Source organism: Enterococcus sp. DIV1094 (genome assembly GCF_017316305.2).
GTDB lineage: Bacteria > Bacillota > Bacilli > Lactobacillales > Enterococcaceae > Enterococcus_B > Enterococcus_B mangumiae.
The window spans coordinates 1,804,801-1,824,446 of sequence record NZ_CP147250.1 but is presented as its reverse complement, the minus strand read 5'-3'; the positions used below and the strand labels follow the sequence as shown (position 1 = coordinate 1,824,446).

The window sequence follows — 19,646 nt, the reverse complement described above, 5'->3', positions numbered from 1 at the left end:
GTCTACTACAGATGCAACAAAAAGTTAAATAGTACTCACAGAAATACCTGTTATCGTAAGCGATTTCTTGGTAAAGTAAGAGTACAAAAACATTTTCTATGTGATAATGTAAACGGTTTACTCAACCGCATATCATAGCGAACTCATTCTGTTAAAAAACAGCGAATATCTCAGCCTCATAAAGAAAGGAAGCTTGAAAAAATGAATATCACAGAAAAAACATTTGGATCTTCCGCTAAATTGATCACTTTAACCAATCAACATGGCACATCACTTGCGGTCACTGATTTAGGCGCACGGATCGTCAGTTTAAGATTCAATGACCGAGAATTAGTTCTGGGCTTTGATTCAGCAGAAGAATATCTCGAAAAAGACGCCTTTATCGGAGCAACGATCGGACGAACAGCTGGACGGATCGATGCAGGTAAATTCACTCTTGCAGGTCAGAACTACCAACTACCTGTCGATCCAGCAACTGGACATTCCTTACATGGTAGCACACCAAGCTTTGAAGAAAAAACATGGTCATACGAAATCCTTAATGGGGAACAAGAAGCCACTGTGATCTTTACCATGACAAGCCCTGACCAAGAGCATGGTTTTCCCGGGAACTTATCTGTAGAAGTCCACTATACGCTCACAGAAGATAATATTTGGCGTGTGACAACGAAAGCAGTCAGCGATCAACTGACACTTTTTAATCCAACAAATCATGTTTACTTCAACTTGAGTGGCGACGTGACGCAACCAATCGATGAACATACGCTATGGGTCAACAGCCATGCGTTTGCCGCTTTAAGACCAGACAGTATTCCGACAGGCGAACAAGTCGAAGTTACCGGAACACCGTTTGATTTCCAAACACCAAAAAAACTGTCGACTGTTTTCACCAGCGACTTTCCACAAAAAGAGTTATTTGATGGTATCGATCATCCCTTCTTCTTAAAGGAAACAGGGTTAGATAAAACTGTTGCTACGCTCTTGAGTCCGGATGAAACAATCCAAGTCAGTGTCCGTACTGATGCTCCAAGCATCGTCATTTTCACTGCTAACTTTGGGGAAGATACACCTGAAATGCGAGGCAAACGCCTAGCTGACCACGGTGGGATCACCTTTGAAACACAAATCGCTCCTGGGGCAGAACGTTATCCTTCCTTTGGCGATATGTCTTTGGCACCTCAAACACCATTTGAGACCATTACAGAATTCAAACTTAAAACAAGAGAGGAACAAAAATGATGAATAAACCAACACACTTAACGACAAAATTCAATGAATTATTTGGAGAAAAACCTACAACAAATTATTTTTCACCCGGCAGAATCAACTTGATCGGTGAACATACAGACTACAATGGTGGCCATGTCTTTCCTGCATCGATCACTTATGGCACTTACGGAGTTGCCGCTCGCCGTGAAGACAATAAGGTAGTCGTCTACTCAACAAACTTCGAAGAAATCGGTGTGATCGAGTTTACGCTTGATGATTTAACATTTGATAAAAAAGACAACTGGGCAAATTATGTCAAAGGAATGATCTTGAAATTAAAAGAAGCAGGTTATACCATCGATCAAGGATTTGAATTGGTGATTGAAGGAACGATCCCAAATGGTGCGGGGCTTTCTAGTAGCGCCTCATTAGAATTATTAGTTGGGATTGTTTTGGAAGATCTATTTGATTTAGCCATCGATCGTTTGACACTCGTTCAAACTGGTAAAAAAGTAGAAAATGAATTCATTGGTGTCAATTCAGGGATCATGGATCAATTTGCGATCGGTTTTGGTGAGGTCGATCAGGCAATCTTACTAGATACAAATACACTACACTATGAAATGGTGCCAGTTAAATTAGATGGTTATGCTGTGGTCATCATGAACACAAACAAACGACGTGAATTAGCGGATTCAAAATATAATGAACGTCGTAGCGAATGTGAGGAAGCCTTGAAACGTCTACAAACAAAACTAGCTATCAAAGCATTAGGTGAATTGGATGAAGCGACTTTCGAAGCCAACACTGACTTGATCGGTGATGATATCTTGATCCGTCGTGCACGTCATGCAGTCACTGAAAATCAACGAACACTAAAAGCAAAAGCTGAATTAGAGCAAGGAAACCTAGAAGCATTTGGTCAATTATTGAATGACTCTCATTACTCGCTCCGTCATGATTACGAAGTCACAGGTATTGAATTAGACACACTTGTAGATGCCGCACAAGCACAACCAGGTGTATTAGGCGCACGAATGACCGGAGCAGGCTTTGGCGGCTGTGCGATTGCTTTAGTCAAAGAAGAGGAGATCCCAGCCTTTAAAGAAAATGTTCATGCGCGTTATTTAGAGGTTGTAGGATATGAGCCAGAGTTCTATGTGGCACATATTGGAAGTGGTACGACGAAAATTTAAATAAAAACAAAGACACGCGTCTGGGTTTGGCAAACTACCAAACTCAGGCGCATATTTTATTCAAGCATGATTTTGAATCTCGTTTAAATAATCTATAAAAATGTAAAAATCAGCAATCGGTTCTCTGTATAGACATACCTATACCAGTTATTTCAGACAATTCATCCAAACTTAAGTAACTACCAGTTTTTACAATTTGGTTATCGATTTCAACGATCTGTAAACTTTTTATATCGCCCGTGCGCAATAAATTGAAAACTTGAGGATTCTCAATAAAAGGTAAAATCGAATAACTCAAAAAAAATAAATTTGTTTCTAGTTTCTTTCCCTTTGTATGACTATAAAACTCTTTTGTAGCCAAATCTTCATGTAATGATTTGAACACGTAGAGTTCTTCATCATCAACTTGCTCAAATACATAATATGAAATGATCATTCTTTTATTGCCACTCTCCTTCATTTTCTTATCAGGGCATCAACAACGGCACCTCCAAGGGGTTTATACGCATAATATACGATTCTTCAAAGATTTAATCAAAAGGCTGGCGGAAATGTATAGTAACGATATCTATCATTTCTACTATACTTCATTTTCTTAGCGTTGATCCGCACCATTGTATCATTAGCTAAAATACTTAGTCACTCGCAGAATAGCGAATTCTTTTTCACAAAAAAAGACAGAAAGAAGCTATATGCATTCTTTCTGTCCCAATCATTCTAAAATTTTTTTATTCCTCGTGTCACTATTCTGTCTTGCAACTCTACTAAGAGTTCAGTCGTTTATCCTAAGATCTCAACAATTGCTTTGTTGAATTCAGGCAAATCATCTGGTGTACGGCTAGTGACTAATTGATTATCGATCACTACTGCTTCGTCTTTGACATTTGCGCCAGCGTAAGCCACATCTGGACGTACCGTGTCGTAAGCAGTCATCGTTCTGCCTTCTGTTAGACCTGTTTGGATAAACAATTGTGGACCATGACAGATAGCAAATAACGGTTGGTCATTTTTCAAGAAGTAAGTAACGAAATCAACAAAACGTTGATCCTTACGTAATTGATCAGGTGAAAAACCTCCTGGGATCAAGAGCGCATCGAAATCTTCAGGAGAAACTTCATCAATGCTGCGATCGATCGTGAACTCGCCACCTTTTTTGCCTTTGATTGTTTGGTTTGCTTCAAAACCAATCGTTGTCACTTCATTCCCTGCATTTTCCAACGCTTCTTTTGGTGAAGTTAATTCAACATCTTCGACTAAATCAGTTACGATTGCTGCAATTTTTTTTGCCATTTTTCCTCTTCCTTTCTTATCGCTTGATTCTAGCCTAAAGGATTTCAGAAAAGTGTGCAAATCATCTGTTTATGATTTATAACTTATTTTATTTAAAAGAATAAATGCTACTTTCCCTTTTAAAGTTACGCACCTAATTTTTTTCGAACAATCGCTTCGGTCAATGTCTTTGAAAAATTCAGATGCATTTCTTTACCTAACTTATCTGCCCATTTTGGGATCGTTAATGTTTTTTTACAGGTTCCTCTGATCCTAAGTATTCTGATAAATCAACAGAGACCATTGAAATAAATGACTTTTCAGCATCATACTCTAATGTGAATTCGGCATCATTTTTAAAAGGATTATTCTCTATCAGTGACAATGAACTGATAAAAGATGGCGCAGGTAACGTTCGCTCTTCTTCTATCTCGTCCGCCAAAAGGATACCTAAATAATCAGATGCATTTTCGATTGCTTCAGAAATATCAGATCCGCTTGTACCAGCCATCTCCGAAAAATCTGGAAAGAAAACAGAAAATCCCGAGTCATAACCTTCACTTGTTTCTAAATAGAATAATGCCGGATATGAAACAAGCATGTTTTCCACCCCTCTCTTAAGAAGCAGAAACAGAGTTATTTTAACCCTACCTGCCTCAATATCGCTTTTTTTATCCCTTTAGTAGCTTGGAAGGAACAATGATTGATCGGTTTCCACTTTTACATGAGAGCCTATCCCACCTATGGAAATCAACCATTTCCTGTGGTATCACTGGCATTGTCATAAAACCCATTGATATGTCTATATTAGCACGTGTAACACGTAAACAATAAAGAAATTATTCGATAAAAAAATAAACCAAAGCAGCTAGCTACGTTTAGCTGCTTTGATTTATTTTCTGTGGATCTGTTGTCTATCCTCACGACTGCGATAAACTGGATATTTCCCAATCAACTGAACTGGAAATGCTCGCTGTTCCAGTAGTTTGATTGCTTCGTTCAAATTCGGGTCTGTTTTTTCGATTTCCACTTCAATCACGAAAAAGTATTCGCCTAATGAGGTTTTTTGCGGTCGCGATTCGATTTTAGTCAAATTAAGGTTTTTCTCTGCAAATACCGCAAGTACTTGATACAAAGCACCTGGTCGATTTTCTGGTAAATCTACAAATAAAGTTGCTTTATGTGCATTGACCGGTAACTTAGATGCAATCGGCGAGGAACCTAATAGCCAAAAACGGGTTTCATTGTTGCGGATCGATTGGATATCTTGTTGAACGATGGTCAAGCCAAACTGTTCAGCGGCTTCTTTAGGTCCGATTGCCGCTATTTTTTGTTCGGGATGCTCAGCAACTTGTTGGGCGCCTTGTGCGGTCGACCCCATTTGTTCGATTTCCACGTCAGGAAACTGTTGTTTCAAAAAGACTTGAGATTGTGCCAATGCTTGTGGATGACTACAGATTTTTGTTACTTCTTGCCACGTCTGTTGATGCTCAGGATGGACCATCAATTGTTGCTTGATCGGCAAAACGATTTCGCCTTGGATCGTTGGCAAAGTTTCGTAAACATGGTCCAACGTCGGTAAAACGGACCCTTCGATAGAATTTTCGATCGGGACCATCGCATAATCCACCTCATGTGCGATCTGCGCATCGATCAAATTCGTTAATGCTTGATAAGGAAACCAATCGCCTTCGTTGAAATAATTTTTTACGGCACTATATGTGAAGGAACCTTTTGGACCGAGATAACCAATTTTCATCGATTCATCACCTGCTTTATGATTTCTGAGACAACTTCTGCTGGTGATTTACCGGTTGTTTCTATCGTAAGATCTGCTACTGTTTCATAGTGTTTTTTTCGCGAGAAAAACAACTCTTTCAACTCTGCATCGTCTTTTTCAAGTGCCAATGGCCGGGCTTGTTTGTGGTCTTGGCGGATACGTTTGACCAAAAGATTGGGATCAGCTTTTAAGTAAACGACCAGATGATCTGCCAGTAAACGCTGATTTTCTTCTTGTAAAATCACGCCGCCACCTGTCGCAATGATCGCTTCTTCTTGCAATGATGTTTGCAACAGCTTCGTTTCTTCTTGTCTGAAGGCAGCTTCGCCATGTAATTCAAAATACTGACTGATCGAACAGCCAAATCCTTCGACTAGTTTTGTATCCATATCGATCAATGGTTTCTTTAGCTGCATTGATAGCTTTCGACTGATCGTTGTTTTACCGGCGCCCATAAAACCGATCAGTACAATTGCAGCCATTAGTTTTTCTCCTTGATCAGACTAGCTAGATCCGTAAAGAATTCGGGATAAGAAATATTTACCGCTTCCGGATGGTTCAATTCAACTGGTTCATCGGTCAATAATGCAGCAATCTGTAGCATCATGCCAATGCGATGATCGCCATGACTATCAACAGTTGCCCCATGTAGAGGTGTTGGACCATGAATGATCATGCCGTCTTCTGTTGTTTCAATAGATGCGCCCATTTTTATCAATTCTTCCGCTGTCGCATCGATGCGATTCGTTTCTTTGACTTTTAATTCTTGCGCATCTCCGATGATCGTCGTTCCTTGTGCTTGTGTCGCAGCTAATGCCAAAATTGGCAGTTCATCGATCAATCGAGGAATGATTTCTCCTTCGATCGTACATGCCTGTAATTTGGCAGAACGTACCATTAAGTCAGCGGCTTGATTTTGTTGATCAATCTGCATTTCTTGGATGGAAGCACCCATGTCGTTCAGCACATCTAAAATCCCTGTTCGTGTCGGATTGATCCCCACTTGTTTCAGTAGCACTTCGCTATTTGGCAAAATACTTGCAGCAACGAGATAAAAAGCTGCTGAAGAAATGTCACCAGGCACCGCCACGTTTTGTCCAACTAAGCGTTGTCCGCCAGAGATTGTGATCACTTTATCTTCTACCGTGATTTTTCCACCAAACTGTTTGATCATTTCTTCTGTATGATTCCGTGATTTTTCTTTTTCGATGATCGTTGTCTCGCCATCTGCTTGGAGTGCCGCAAATAAAATCGCTGATTTGACTTGCGCACTGGCAATTGGCATCTCATATTCAATTGGTTTCAAAGAAGCACCAGTCACTCGTAACGGTGGTAGATCGGGATGTTCGATGCCTTTAAGATCTGCACCCATTTCTCGTAAAGGATCCATCACTCTTCCCATTGGTCGACGATTCAATGAGTCGTCTCCAGACACTTCTGCTGAAACCTGACTGCCGGCTAAAATCCCTAAAAGCAAGCGGATCGTGGTCCCAGAATTACCTGCATCTAATCGCTCGGCTGGCGTTTGTAATCCCTCTACGCCATGACCATAGATATGGATTTGCTCTTCTTCTTCGACTATTTTTACTCCTAGTTGTTTGAATACGGAAATCGTACTCAAACAATCTTCTGCTTTTAAAAAGTTCGTCACCGTTGTTTTTCCGTGACTGATCGCACCGAACATGATACTGCGATGAGAAATCGACTTATCTGCTGGAACTGTTAGTTCTCCTTTGATCCCATGTGTTGCGTTAAGTAATTTCATTGTCTCAACTCCTGATCCAACAGTGAAAATTTTCCGCTTGAATCAATGCTTGTCCTTTTTCCAAATCTGCTTGATTTTTGAAGGATAATTCAAGGACTCCGAAAATATCTTCTCTAGTTTCTTGTATTTTTAAATTGATGATTGAAATATCTGCTTGACTTAATGCTGTAGTCACCTTGGCGACTGCACCGGAAATATCCGGGATATCGACATATAGATCATAAAATGCCGGAATCGTTCCTTGCCGTTTCTTCGGCAACTGGTCTCTTGTTTGCTTGGCTTGTGCAAAAAAACGATGGATCGCATACTCATCATTTTTTTCAAGTTGTGTTTTCAACGTTTCCATGGAGGATTGCCACTCTGCTAATAAGGACAGCATGATTTCTTGATTCGTCAGTAAGATATCTGTCCACATTTTAGGGTCCGAAGAAGCAATTCGAGTAATATCCCGAAAGCCTCCCGCTGCAAGTTGCGATGCTCTTGGATGTTTTTGATTGAGCGCATCGCTTGTTTGTACCAACCCAGCAGCCACGATATGGGGCAGATGGCTCAAGACACCGACGATTTCGTCATGATTTGTTGCTTCCATCAAAACAAATTTTGCTCGCGTCGGTTCCAGTAGTTCCATCAATTCATCCACGCGGTCACTCTCATGATCATTGGTCAATATATAGTAGGCTTCCTCAAACAAATTGGGATTGCCGGCTTTGACTCCTGATTTATGTGAGCCTGCCATTGGATGACCACCAATAAAAGTAAAAGGTAATTCTTTAGCCGCAGTCATGATTGCCGCTTTCGTACTGCCCGTATCACTGACCAATACAGATTCCTTTAACGGAAGTGTCGCTAAGCGTTGCAAATAATCCAAACTAACTTGTACAGGGACCGCGAGTAAAATGACATCCATTTGACTCGCTTCTTCGATCCCAGACACGAGATGATCGACTAGTTGGACTTCCTCTGCAATTTTTCTTGTTTCTTCAGAATGATCCCATCCGTAAAGCGTCACATTTGATCCTTTGATTGCCCGACAAAGCGAAGCACCAATCAGACCTAAACCTAAGACAAATACCTTTTTCTTCATAGGGTCACCTCTTCTAAAAGTCTTGGATCATCTGCCGATGACTGGCAACAGATTTTTGTAGTTCATGCATGTTATCTGCTGGAAAGTGTTCAAGTATTTCCATAGCAAGGGCCGTTGCAATCACATGCTCAGCAACGACAGAAGCTGCTGGAACAGCCGTACTATCTGAACGTTCAACACTTGCTTTATACGCTTCCTTCGTGTCGATATCAACACTCATCAATGGCTTGTAAAGTGTCGGGATCGGCTTCATCACACCGCGAACGATGATTTGTTCGCCATTCGTCATCCCACCTTCAAAACCACCTAAATGATTCGTCGTACGGCGGTATCCATGTTCTTGATCCCATGTGATCTCATCCATGACTTTCGAACCTGGTAAAGTGGCTGCGTCAAATCCGATACCAAATTCCACTCCTTTGAACGCATTGATACTAAGCATCGCTTGTGCTAATTTGCCATCTAATTTTTTATCCCATTGGACGTAACTACCTAATCCAGCGGGTACATTTTCAACACGAACTTCGACGACACCACCTAAGGTATCCCCTGCTTTTTTAGTATCATCGATCAATGTTTTGACTTGTTCTTCGATTTCAAGATCGACCATATTGACTTCAGAGATCGTTGTTTTTTCCTTGATGACTGCCACAGGAAGCTCTTCAGGGATCGTTGCTTTGATTCCTCCAAGAACCGCTACATGACTGGCAATTTCGATATCTAGTGCCGCTAGGATCTGTTTTGCTAAAGAACCGATCGCTACACGCATCGTCGTTTCTCTCGCTGAAGATCGCTCTAACACATTTCTAAGATCTTGGTGTTGGTATTTCATCCCGCCAACGAGATCCGCATGTCCTGGACGAGGTTTCGCTACGCGACGACGTGTGACATGTTTTTCTTCGATGGGTTCGACTGACATCACTGTCTGCCAATTTTTCCAATCTTTGTTTTCCACGATCATCGTGATAGGCGAACCAAGCGTTTTACCATGGCGAATACCTGATGTGATCTGTACACGATCTTTTTCGATCTTCATTCTGCCCCCACGACCGTAACCGCCTTGTCGTCTCGCAAGGTCTTCATTGATTTTTTCAAGTGAAACTTCTAAACCTGCCGGAACACCTTCAATAATGGCAGTAAGTTGTGGTCCATGTGATTCTCCTGCTGTTAAAAAACGCATCTAATTCGCCTCCTCTAAATAGTCTTTCACAGATTCAAGCGGGATTTCTTGAATCCTTGCTTGTCCGATCTTATCTAATAAAATGATTTTCAATGTCTTCCCACGCGCCTTCTTATCGTGGGTAATCGCATCATAAAGGGACTGTTCTTCCCAAGGTTGATAGTTGATTGGCAACTGATATTTTTCAATCATTGCAATCAATTGATCTGTGATTCCAACCGGTGATTGTCCCATTTTCTCAGCTTGTTTGGTGATTTGCACCATCCCGATCGCTACGGCTTCACCATGACTGATTTGGCCATAACCAGCAGTATTTTCAATCGCATGGCCAATCGTATGCCCAAAATTCAACAACAAACGGCTTCCGTTATCAAATTGGTCTTCTTCTACGACTTTTTTCTTCACTCGCAAGGCTTTTTCAATGACTTTTTCGCTATTCGCTAGTAGATCGGCAACTCCTGTTAAACTTGCCAGATCTTGCCACAACGTTTCATCACTGATCGCCCCACATTTGATGATTTCTGCGATTCCCTCTTGGATTCTGCGCTCTGATAAAGTCGTTAACGTTTCTGGATCGATCAACACACCGTCTGGCTGGGCAAATGTCCCGATCATGTTTTTCGCCATAGGGGCATTGATCGCTGTTTTTCCGCCAATACTTGAATCGACTTGTGCCAGTAAAGAAGTTGGGATTTGCACAAAAGAAATGCCTCGCATGTAAGTAGAAGCAACGAAGCTCGCTAAATCGCCAATCACTCCTCCACCAAGCGCAATGACTGCATCACTGCGCGTAAATTGTTCTTTTGCTAAAAACGCATAGAGTTCCGCTGCCATGTCGAATGATTTGCTGTTTTCTCCAGCTGGAACTACATAATGGACGACTTCGTAGCTGGTTCGCAATTGTTGACAGACTTTCTCGCCATAGATCGGAAAAACATTCGTGTCACTGATGACTGCGATTTTTTTATTTTTCCAGATTCCTTCAAGCCACTCAGATACATGGTCAAGTGCGTTTCGTTCAATGATGATCTCATAGCTTTTTTCTGGTAAGACAACTTCTAACATGTCGCTCCTCTTTTCTATAAGGCTTTGATTTTATTCATCGCTTCAACTAAAATCTCTACTTCTGCCATCATTCTTAGGTAGTTCTTTTCATTCAATGACTGCTGTCCATCTGACCATGCGTGGATTGGGTCAGGATGGATCTCTACGATCATTCCATCTGCGCCACTAGCAACTCCTGCTCGAGCCATTGGTGAGACAAGGTCCCAGACTCCTGTGCCGTGACTAGGGTCAACGATGATCGGGAAGTGACTTAATTTTTTGATGATCGGTACAGCACTTAGATCGAAGGTATTACGTGTGGCTGTTTCGTACGTACGGATGCCACGTTCGATAAAAATGATGTTTGGATTGTTTTGTACCGCAATGTATTCCGCCGCATTCAGCCATTCTTCGATCGTTCCTGAAATCCCACGTTTCAAGCCAATTGGTTTGCCAGTTTTACCAACCGCTTCTAGTAAACGGAAATTTTGCATGTTTCTAGCACCGATCTGGATGATATCTGCGTATTCGCAAACCACGTCAATGTGCGCTTCATCCATCACTTCAGTAATGACTTTCAAACCGTAATGATCCGCAGCTTTACGCATCATTTTCAACCCTTCTTCTCCTAATCCTTGGAAAGCGTATGGTGATGTTCTAGGTTTGTAAGCTCCACCACGTAGGATCGTTGCGCCACCCGCTTTTGCCATACGAGCAGTTTCCATGATTTGTTCTTCACCTTCTACTGAACAAGGGCCAGCCATCGTCACAAAACTGCCATCACCGATTTTCACACCATCTACATCAACGACTGTATCTTGAGGATGAAATTCTCTAGAAGTTAGTTTGTACGTATTGGAGATTTTTACAGCACGTTCTACCATATCGTATCTTTCGAATGGCACATCTTGGATGATTTTAGGATCACCGATCAATCCTAAAACAAGGCGATCTTTGCCTTGGTTGATTTGGACTTCTAAGCCCTCTTCTTTGATACGTGAAAGTACTGGTTCTAATTGGTCTACTTCAATTCCTGGTTTAATAATCAAAATCATAAGATAACATCCTTTTTATTTTTATTTTTTTTAACACTGTTTAAGCACTCGATCGACAGTGGAAAATCGTTTTTTTGTTTTCTTAAAATAACTCGTTGAAAAATGAACTACTGTGTTTCTCCTTTCGTTAGGTATAAAAAAAGCCCGCCGTAGACAAATCTACAGTGGGCCTGAAAAATTCTAACAAAAAAGCCACTATAGATTTTCATCTATGTGGCGGACAAGTCATCTCAAACATCCTTAGCCATCATAGATACAAACGTTGTGTTTGCACCCATGAGTCTCATGAATACAAACCTATCTAAAATAGCTAAAGTAATACGTATTCAGTTGTGAATTCAATGTGATTTTCATAAGAAATCGCTCCAAACTGATTTAAGATTGGTTTAAGTATAGATTTCTTTCTGAAATAAGTCAACTACTTTTTCAAATCTTTTTTCTTTTTGTCTCACTGCCGTTTTCGACGAAAGATATTTTTTAATGCCCTTAATGATTTTTCCGTTGACAAAAAATGCGAACATGTGTTCTAATCAAGTGGAAGAGGTGACTGTTATGTTTAAAAATCAAAATCCCGTATTTGACTATCAGAAAGAACCTTCTAGAGATATTTTATGTATTGATTGTAAGTCCTTCTATGCTTCTGTCGAATGTGTCGAACGAGGATTAAATCCGTTAGAAGCAAAGCTTGTCGTGATGTCCTATCCTTCAAATTCTTGGGAAGAACGAGGAAGCGGGTTGATTTTAGCTTCAAGTCCGGAAGCAAAAAAAGCGTACGGTATTACGAATATCAGTCGTGCGCGAGATCTCCCCTTTCCTTACCCAAAAGATTTGCACATTGCGCCACCACGCATGGCTTATTACATGGAGAAAAATAAAGAAATCAATGCAATCTATAAAAAATATGCAGATGAAGCCAATCACCATGTCTATTCGGTCGATGAAAGTTTTTTAGATATCACGAACAGTTTGAACTTATTTGGTGTAAAAACAGCAAAAGAACTTGCACAAATGATCCAACAAGACGTAGTGGATCGCACTGGCATCTACACCACTGTCGGTATTGGTGACAATCCATTATTGGCAAAACTAGCACTAGACAATGCCTCAAAAGATTCGCCAGATCGGATTGCAGAATGGCGCTATGAAGAGGTCAAAACTACCGTTTGGCAGATTCCCAAGCTGACTGACTTTTGGGGGATCGGTCGGAAAATGGCCGTACGCTTGAATAACTTAGGGATCGATACTGTCTACGACTTAGCTCACGCAGACTACTATCGCCTAAAAAGTACGCTTGGCGTGATCGGTACACAACTTTATGCCCACGCTTGGGGGATCGATCGTAGTTTTTTAGGCGAAAAATACACACCGAAATCAAAAAGTATGGGAAATAGTCAAATATTGAACAGAGATTATACTCGACGATCAGAAATCGAAATCGTCATCAAGGAAATGGCGGATCAATTAGGAACTCGCTTACGGCGTGCCGAAACAAAAGCCCAAGTGATCAGCCTTTGGGTCGGTTTTTCACTAGGATATATCGATCCTTCTGGCAAAAGAGGCTTTCATCAACAATTGAAAATCCCGGCGACCAATTCGAGCCATGAGCTAGCCGAGGCTTTACTCCGCATATTTGACCAGCATTACAAACGGCAGGACATTCGCAGCATTGGCGTCAATTGCTCACAACTCGTTTATTCTGCTGGACTACAATTGAATCTTTTTGATGATCCGAAAGAACAAATGAATCATGCGAAAGTGGACTTTATCGTGGATAAAATACGACAAAAATACGGATTCAAAGCGATCGTCCATGCCCATAGTTTACTGGAAGGTGGTCGAGCAATCGCCCGTAGCTCGCTTGTCGGCGGTCATGCAGGCGGAATGGCTGGTATTGAAGGTGAAGGACATGCGACGCACGAAAAAAGAATTTCTCGATTACAATGAATACCGCGATCGCCCCTTTGGCTTGAAATGGGGGACCGCTTTTGCTATGGATGAATTAGTCAAAGGGATCGATGAAAACGCAGAAGACGCCCTAAAAGACCTCCCTCCTCAATCGCAGATGAAGAGAGAAGAAATCGATCAAGTCCTGTTACAGTCCTTTCTCTATCGTCAAAAAGTGACTATCCAATTAAATACAAAAGATGAATTTGGCAGGTATTTAGAAAATATTGAAGGCGTATTTTTTGGTGAAAGTGATGAAGAATATATGACAATTGACCAGTACCAGATTCTTTGGGAGGACATTCGTCACGTTGGTTTAAAACAAGAAACAAAATGGTTTGACGTTAGTGACAACAAGACACATGACAAACAAAGTTTTCGCCCCATCGATTGGAACAATCCAAAGCAACAAGTTGAACTGCAATTGATCAAAGATGAATTTTATCAAGCTTTTGAAGAGGAAAATGAGTAAAATGGAGGTGCTGCCGATGACAATGGTAAAGAAACATTTCGAGACTGTCATAATCACTGCTTATATTGCCAAGCAAGAAATTACGATCCAAACAAAAAACGGACAAAACCATAGAGGAGCGATTCAAAAAAAGATGACAGAAGACGGTTTTTACGTAAACGGGGGCTTCATCGCTTGGGATGAACTTGATTCAATCGATTTGGAAGAAGAATATTTTCATTTTTGGAAAAACATCGTCAAACAAGCAATTAACTAGTTCATCCACCTATTGGACACCTCGTCCATCATTGAACGTTCCTTTCTTTCAGCCTAAAAAGCGTCAACCGATAAAAAATACAAACGGTTGACGCTTCTATCAGTAAAGCTAGAAAGCTTCAGTTCAAATAGTTTGGATCAGACAATAAAGGTTTTATTTTATTTGTATCGATAATAAATTCTTGGGTTCCCATAGCACCAGGTGCTACCTCATATTTATCAAAGAAGATGACCAACTGATGTTCTTTATTGATATAAAAATTTGGATCTTTTGTTAATAAAAATGAGCCATTATCCTCCAGAGCAAAGTAAGTTGATTCTGGATTTTTTTCTATCCGTCTTCTCATCTGTTCTTCAATTTCTTTTGAAAGAGCACTGAGATAATCATCACTTTTAAATAATAAAGGCAAGGACAAAACTACTTTATTTTGTTTATCTAGCGTATCAAATTGATTTTTCGTTTGTGTACTTGCTATGGTCTGCTCGATTGAACGATCAATCACTAAAAATCGTTCATCATTGACCAATAGGTGATATCCACCTGTTGTATCGATTTGTTGCCCGTTTTTCTTGAGTTCTTTTATTCCTTCCTCATAAGCCTGTTGGCCCTCTGCAAGATATTTTTGATTCAGCTGATCATGGATTTCTTCTTTCCCCATTATTCTAGGAATAGCAATCGTGACACCTGATTTCTCTTCTTGGAATGAATAGGTTTTCCCAGTAATGATAGAAACCAATTCTCCTAGAATAGGAATTTCTGTCGCCCATACGCGAAAGTCTCTATTTTGAACACCTGCAAACAAAATAAATATTGAGCAGACGATACCCAAACTGATACGACTAACATTTTTCACTTGTCGTTTCACGCTCACTTTTTTCTTTGCGATCATAAAACGCTTGAAAAGCTCTTCTTCTAATTGTTCAGGTATTTCATTTGCATGATACGCCTGATCCATCATGCTTATTTTTTTCTTTGCTCCTCCCATTTCGCTACCCACTCTCCTTTATTTTAAAATTTCTTTGTAATTATCTAGCGAGCGATACATTTTTGTTTTCACAGTACTCTCATTTAAATTTAAAATCTGAGCAATTTCTTTCAATGTAAATCCCTCAAAAAATTTCAAGATAATGATCTCACGTTCCGGACTGGGTGTTTGGCTCAACAATTCTCGTAATTCCATATAAGAAACATCATTTTGAAAATCGATGAATTCAAGACCTTGATAATCTTCCAATTCAAAATTTAATGGAATTCGTTTATTCTTACGCCAATGGTCAATTGCTGTTCGAACTAGGATTTTATAAAACCAAGCTTGAAAATGATCGATTTTCTTTACCTTTGAGAAATCCATCAATGCTTTTTGAAAGCTATCTTGGATAACATCCAACGCATCTTCTGAACTGTGCGTATAACTATAAGCGATTCGGTACATTTTTTGATATTGTGTTTCAATCAACTGTTCTAACTGAGATTCATAATATTTGACTCGCTGCTTTTTTGCTATCCGATTGAAAATATTAGACACCTCCCTATCTCATAAAAAAACAATTTGCATTGATTTTTTATCTCAAATAATAAATATAACCTAGAGCTTTTGTAAAATCTTTGTTTGCTTCCTGACTTGTTCGCGCATCTTCCCTTCTCTGTGACTCATTTATCTCTATCTCCCGTTGCTTTTCTTCTCGGATCGAAAATGTATCCATTGAATACATCAATAAAAAAAGGCTAGTAAACAGGAACAATAAGATTAAGAAAATTAGCTCTATCGTTAAAAATGAATAGTTTTTTTCATGTTTCATCCGCTCACTCCACTTTCTTTTTTTATACTTAATTAGACGATCGTTTTCTAAGAAAAGTTTCAAAAAGATTAACTTTATTTTGAACATTCCTATATTTTAAATTACTATTTCCACACAAAAGACAGGTTTGTGAGATTCTGATACAAGTATTAAGCTCCGATAAAAAGCACCAAAACCCAACAATTATTCATCAATGGATTTTGGTGCTTATTTATGTAGTATTCCACTTCTAGAAAACTATTTATTCGTTTTTAGCAAGAGATAGAACGAATGACCAGATCTTTTCAACTTAACATTGTATAAACGCTGCGAATCGAAGAAACCTTTGTTGACATAGAGAGAAACCCACAAAAATTTGAAAAGCAATCTTGTAGGTTCCTCCTTATTTCTCTGGGCTGAACATATTGCGCCCACAACTAACTGCTAGTTCTCTATCAGTTTTTGATTTTTTTTAGGACTCGTTCTAACCGTGGTCGATTATATCGTTGGATCATGATAAATGGAAGATTAACAACAAGCGCATAAATCACCATTACCCATCCTGCCCATGCAGGATTCCATAGAAAAAAGAGAAAAGCAGGTGGAATCAAAAACCAATGAGTCAATTCTGCTCGTTGTGTCTCAATCACAAATTGTTTCAGAGATTCAATATTATTGTTCGCTAGTTTTGACTTGTCAAAACCATTTTTAGCAATGACGGTCCCATCAGGTAAGCGGTCTTTCCACGCTTTTATTCGAAATTTTTTTTGCCAGAAGTCACCGCTTTTCTCAAATGAAAAAGGGCGGAACCATCGCTTATTTCTTTCAAAAAAGCCATCGTCTACCTGACGAAGTAAGTAAGAGATCCCTAAATGGATAACCAACCACGCCAAGATATCAACGAGAATCAGGCGGAAAGGAGTAAAGTAAATCAGCGGCATAAAAACCTCCTAAAATTTGATTTTTCTTCCTTTCCAAGTCACTGATTTCAAAAGATACGTTTGGATCAACGACCATAAAAACAAGAAAAGGAAAAAGAGAAAAAAGATCGGGAAAAACAACAAGAAAGCAGGGGTGAAATTCCCCACACGTTTGGCAAAGATGATGCATTGGCATACATACAGACAGTAGATGACTAGCGCAAAATGCCATTGATCCGTACGAAAAGCCAATACAGAGCCAACTCCACCAGCTATCCATAATATGGTCCCGAACAAAATAAAGGGATTGGTGGCTTTTGAAGCTGTTGCAAAATCCTTTGTCCACCCTTGGATCAGTTGCTTGAACCCTTCTGGATACATGCGAAAAGCAATCAACTCTTTTCCGCCGTATAAATGGATGGGAAGATCTTTCTTTAGGAAGCGCTTAGCTAAAGCCATGTCATCTAAAATCCCACTAGGCATATCATTATGCCCATCCACCTGAAAATAATCTATTCTTGAACACAAGATACACGGACCGAATGCCCCCGCTGCTTTTACTTTTTCCCCAAACACAGAAAAAGTATTCAATCCTACTAGAATGATCACATTAAAAATAAAAGAAAACTGTTCATAAAAGCGAACGGTCTGATGAAAAGGTTGTAGCGACATTAGTCCACGCTTTCCTCTTTTTTCGTATTCAGCCAATAATCTTTCCAAGCTATTCTCGGTTTGGAAGAATGTGTCCGCATCTAAAAATAAGAAAGTCTCACTTTTAGCATGCGTTGCACCTAACCAACAGGCAGCCGCCTTTCCATGCTGTTCACGATCATTTGAAAAAACTACTGCCCCTAAGCGTTTGGCGATTTCAGCTGTACCGTCAGTGGAAGCATCATCTACTACGATGATCTCTTGTGGTTGGATCGTCTGCTTCTGGATTGATCGAATCAATTTTGGAATCGTGTTAACCTCATTACGTACAGGAATAATGATTGAAACACTTGTTGCATGGCGAGTCGTTGGTGCTGTTTTCGCGAGAAATGGCAATCGATAAAAGATACACCAACCTGCAAGCCAAGCGACGAAAAGGACGATCATGATCAGTAACAAAATATCCCTTCCTTCCTATCCATTCGCTTCTCTTTGCACGATCTTATCACTTACTTGTTGCCCACTCAAAGTAACCATTGGCATACCAGCTCCAGGATTGACCGTTCCACCGACAAAGTATAAATTGTCATAGCGCTCACTATGTTTCCCATGTTTGAACCCATGATTTTTTTTGCGATCTGAGACAGTACCGTAGATTGCTCCCCGATGTGATAAATAATTTTTTTGGATATCTTCTGGGGTCCAACGATTTTCATAGACAATATGTTTTCTCAAATCCGTTAGCCCCATCGTTTCCAATTTGATCAAAATACGTTCACGAAAAGCATCATATTCTGCTTCTGTAAATGGTTGATCTTGTAGATAAGGGATATGAGGTAAAATCTTGATATTCTCATGTCCTTCAATCGTTTGGGAAGGATCAGTCTTATTCACATTGACCAAATAGATCGTTGGGTCTTCTGGCAACTGGTGCTGATGGAAGTTTTGATCAAAATTTTCTTTCTCCGCATTTGAAAAGAAAAAATTATGATGTGCTAATTGCGGATATTCTTTATTAACACCTAAATGCAAGACAAACCCTGAACTTGCTGGTTCAAATTTCTTTTCTAACTTCTCAGTAAACGCTGGTTTTTCATCTAATAACTGTTCATAAGCCGGGATGACTTCCATATTCGAAACAAAATAGTCTGCTTCGATCACCGTGCCATCTGCCAATCGCGCAGAACGGATCTGATCATTCTCTATATTTAATTTTTCAACATAAACGCCGGTATGGAACGTCACACCGATCTCTTTCCCAAGTTTCACGATCCCTTCCGCAATCTTGTGCATCCCACCTGGCACATACCAAATCCCTTGCGCATGTTGCATATAGATCATCATATTCAAAACCGCTGGTGCATCATAAGGAGACGAACCAACGTACTTACTGAAATAACCAAGTATCTCTTGCATTTTAGGATGACTCACTCGTTTTGCGATTCCATCATGCATCGAAGAAAAATAATCAAATCCTTTCAACGCTTTGATCACACCATGTTCTTTTAAAATCTCCATCGTTGAATCAAGCCCTTTGTCAAAATAACCGACTTCTGTATAATCGTAGATTTCTTTTGCGTAGTCTAAAAATGCTTGATACTCTGCCATATCGGTTGCAGACAACATTGGATTTTCTTGCGCCATTTTCGTTAGATCGCTGTATAAATCAATCGATGTATGGTCAGGAAAAAAAGAGCGCCACTGCAAATCCAACCGTTCAATCGGAATGTAATCTGCCATCTGTTTGCCACTTGCAATAAACAACTTTTCAAAGATTTGAGGCATCGTCAAAATCGATGGCCCTAGATCGAACCCAAATCCATTCGCTTCTAAACGGTTTAATTTACCGCCTAGATGATCATTCTTTTCATATAAAGTAACCTTGAATCCTGCTTGTGCCAAAGACACTGCTGCAGATAAGCCCCCAAGGCCTCCACCAAGAATAATGACTGATTTTTGTTTGTTTTCCATAACAGTACCTCTTGCTTTCTAAGTCTCAAAGTAAATTTTTACAGCTGGGCATTTTATATGAATCAACTGTAA

General features: G+C 40.0%; 19 protein-coding genes and 1 pseudogene. 5 read left to right on the top strand and 15 right to left on the bottom strand.

The annotated features are described in order from the left end of the window. Nucleotides 1-201 precede the first annotated feature (201 nt). Both DOK79_RS08750 and DOK79_RS08745 read left to right on the top strand, forming a co-directional pair. Nucleotides 202-1,239: an aldose epimerase family protein gene (locus tag DOK79_RS08750; RefSeq protein WP_206855464.1), complete on the top strand. Its 1,038-nt coding sequence runs from the start codon at nucleotides 202-204 to the stop codon at nucleotides 1,237-1,239. Continuing rightward, nucleotides 1,239-2,405 carry a galactokinase gene (locus tag DOK79_RS08745; RefSeq protein ID WP_206855463.1) on the top strand — a complete coding sequence of 389 codons (1,167 nt, stop codon included), beginning with the start codon at nucleotides 1,239-1,241 and terminating at the stop codon, nucleotides 2,403-2,405. The genes DOK79_RS08750 and DOK79_RS08745 overlap by 1 nt, the downstream gene beginning before the upstream one ends. Nucleotides 2,406-2,514: 109 nt before the next feature. Here DOK79_RS08745 and DOK79_RS08740 read toward each other — a convergent pair whose 3' ends face one another. The 10 genes and pseudogenes from DOK79_RS08740 to aroF all read right to left on the bottom strand — a co-directional run bounded on the left by DOK79_RS08740 (nucleotide 2,515) and on the right by aroF (nucleotide 11,582). Further along, complete coding sequence (locus DOK79_RS08740) at nucleotides 2,515-2,841, bottom strand: arsenic metallochaperone ArsD family protein (RefSeq protein ID WP_206855462.1); 327 nt, start codon at nucleotides 2,839-2,841, stop codon at nucleotides 2,515-2,517. 344 nt (nucleotides 2,842-3,185) lie between these two features. Next, nucleotides 3,186-3,695: a type 1 glutamine amidotransferase domain-containing protein gene (locus DOK79_RS08735; protein WP_206855461.1), complete on the bottom strand. Its 510-nt coding sequence runs from the start codon at nucleotides 3,693-3,695 to the stop codon at nucleotides 3,186-3,188. A gap of 125 nt (nucleotides 3,696-3,820) precedes the next feature. Beyond that, a pseudogene (locus DOK79_RS08730) lies at nucleotides 3,821-4,275 on the bottom strand (type II toxin-antitoxin system HicB family antitoxin). A 291-nt stretch (nucleotides 4,276-4,566) separates the two neighbouring features. Next, nucleotides 4,567-5,433 (bottom strand): prephenate dehydratase, encoded by an 867-nt coding sequence (gene pheA / locus DOK79_RS08725; protein ID WP_206855460.1) that lies wholly within the window; start codon nucleotides 5,431-5,433, stop codon nucleotides 4,567-4,569. After that, the gene (locus DOK79_RS08720) at nucleotides 5,430-5,936 is read right to left on the bottom strand and encodes a shikimate kinase (protein ID WP_206855459.1); all 507 of its coding nucleotides are present in this window, start codon (nucleotides 5,934-5,936) and stop codon (nucleotides 5,430-5,432) included. The genes pheA and DOK79_RS08720 overlap by 4 nt, the downstream gene beginning before the upstream one ends. Continuing rightward, a complete protein-coding gene (gene aroA / locus DOK79_RS08715; RefSeq protein WP_206855458.1) occupies nucleotides 5,936-7,219 on the bottom strand; it encodes a 3-phosphoshikimate 1-carboxyvinyltransferase in 1,284 nt (427 codons plus the stop codon). Before aroA ends, DOK79_RS08720 begins: the two co-directional genes overlap by 1 nt. 4 nt (nucleotides 7,220-7,223) lie before the next feature. After that, nucleotides 7,224-8,303, bottom strand: a complete 1,080-nt coding sequence (locus DOK79_RS08710) for a prephenate dehydrogenase (RefSeq protein ID WP_206855457.1) — start codon at nucleotides 8,301-8,303, stop codon at nucleotides 7,224-7,226. 13 nt (nucleotides 8,304-8,316) lie between these two features. Then, entirely contained in the window at nucleotides 8,317-9,483 is a 1,167-nt protein-coding gene (aroC, locus tag DOK79_RS08705) for a chorismate synthase (protein ID WP_206855454.1), read from the bottom strand. Next, entirely contained in the window at nucleotides 9,484-10,548 is a 1,065-nt protein-coding gene (gene aroB / locus DOK79_RS08700; RefSeq protein ID WP_206855450.1) for a 3-dehydroquinate synthase, read from the bottom strand. Nucleotides 10,549-10,562: 14 nt separating this feature from the next. Next, nucleotides 10,563-11,582 (bottom strand): 3-deoxy-7-phosphoheptulonate synthase, encoded by a 1,020-nt coding sequence (aroF, locus tag DOK79_RS08695; RefSeq protein WP_206855448.1) that lies wholly within the window; start codon nucleotides 11,580-11,582, stop codon nucleotides 10,563-10,565. 552 nt (nucleotides 11,583-12,134) lie between these two features. On the opposite strand from aroF, the gene DOK79_RS08690 reads away from it, so the two are divergent. From DOK79_RS08690 to DOK79_RS08680, 3 genes are read left to right on the top strand one after another with little or no spacing between them, the layout of a single operon-like run. Beyond that, the gene (locus DOK79_RS08690; RefSeq protein WP_206855447.1) at nucleotides 12,135-13,526 is read left to right on the top strand and encodes a Y-family DNA polymerase; all 1,392 of its coding nucleotides are present in this window, start codon (nucleotides 12,135-12,137) and stop codon (nucleotides 13,524-13,526) included. Next, a complete protein-coding gene (locus tag DOK79_RS08685; protein ID WP_206855445.1) occupies nucleotides 13,489-13,998 on the top strand; it encodes a hypothetical protein in 510 nt (169 codons plus the stop codon). The genes DOK79_RS08690 and DOK79_RS08685 overlap by 38 nt, the downstream gene beginning before the upstream one ends. A 16-nt stretch (nucleotides 13,999-14,014) precedes the next feature. Then, a complete protein-coding gene (locus tag DOK79_RS08680) occupies nucleotides 14,015-14,254 on the top strand; it encodes a hypothetical protein (protein WP_206855443.1) in 240 nt (79 codons plus the stop codon). A gap of 118 nt (nucleotides 14,255-14,372) precedes the next feature. On the opposite strand, the gene DOK79_RS08675 is transcribed toward DOK79_RS08680, so the two are convergent. The 5 genes from DOK79_RS08675 to DOK79_RS08655 all read right to left on the bottom strand — a co-directional run bounded on the left by DOK79_RS08675 (nucleotide 14,373) and on the right by DOK79_RS08655 (nucleotide 19,574). After that, complete coding sequence (locus tag DOK79_RS08675) at nucleotides 14,373-15,239, bottom strand: RsiV family protein (protein WP_206855441.1); 867 nt, start codon at nucleotides 15,237-15,239, stop codon at nucleotides 14,373-14,375. A gap of 18 nt (nucleotides 15,240-15,257) precedes the next feature. Next, nucleotides 15,258-15,779 carry a sigma-70 family RNA polymerase sigma factor gene (locus DOK79_RS08670; RefSeq protein ID WP_206855439.1) on the bottom strand — a complete coding sequence of 174 codons (522 nt, stop codon included), beginning with the start codon at nucleotides 15,777-15,779 and terminating at the stop codon, nucleotides 15,258-15,260. A gap of 708 nt (nucleotides 15,780-16,487) precedes the next feature. Beyond that, complete coding sequence (locus DOK79_RS08665) at nucleotides 16,488-16,973, bottom strand: glycosyl-4,4'-diaponeurosporenoate acyltransferase (RefSeq protein ID WP_206855436.1); 486 nt, start codon at nucleotides 16,971-16,973, stop codon at nucleotides 16,488-16,490. Between the two features lie 9 nt (nucleotides 16,974-16,982). Continuing rightward, nucleotides 16,983-18,062, bottom strand: a complete 1,080-nt coding sequence (locus DOK79_RS08660; protein ID WP_206855434.1) for a glycosyltransferase — start codon at nucleotides 18,060-18,062, stop codon at nucleotides 16,983-16,985. Nucleotides 18,063-18,077: 15 nt separating this feature from the next. Continuing rightward, nucleotides 18,078-19,574: a phytoene desaturase family protein gene (locus DOK79_RS08655; protein ID WP_206855431.1), complete on the bottom strand. Its 1,497-nt coding sequence runs from the start codon at nucleotides 19,572-19,574 to the stop codon at nucleotides 18,078-18,080. Nucleotides 19,575-19,646 lie beyond the last annotated feature (72 nt).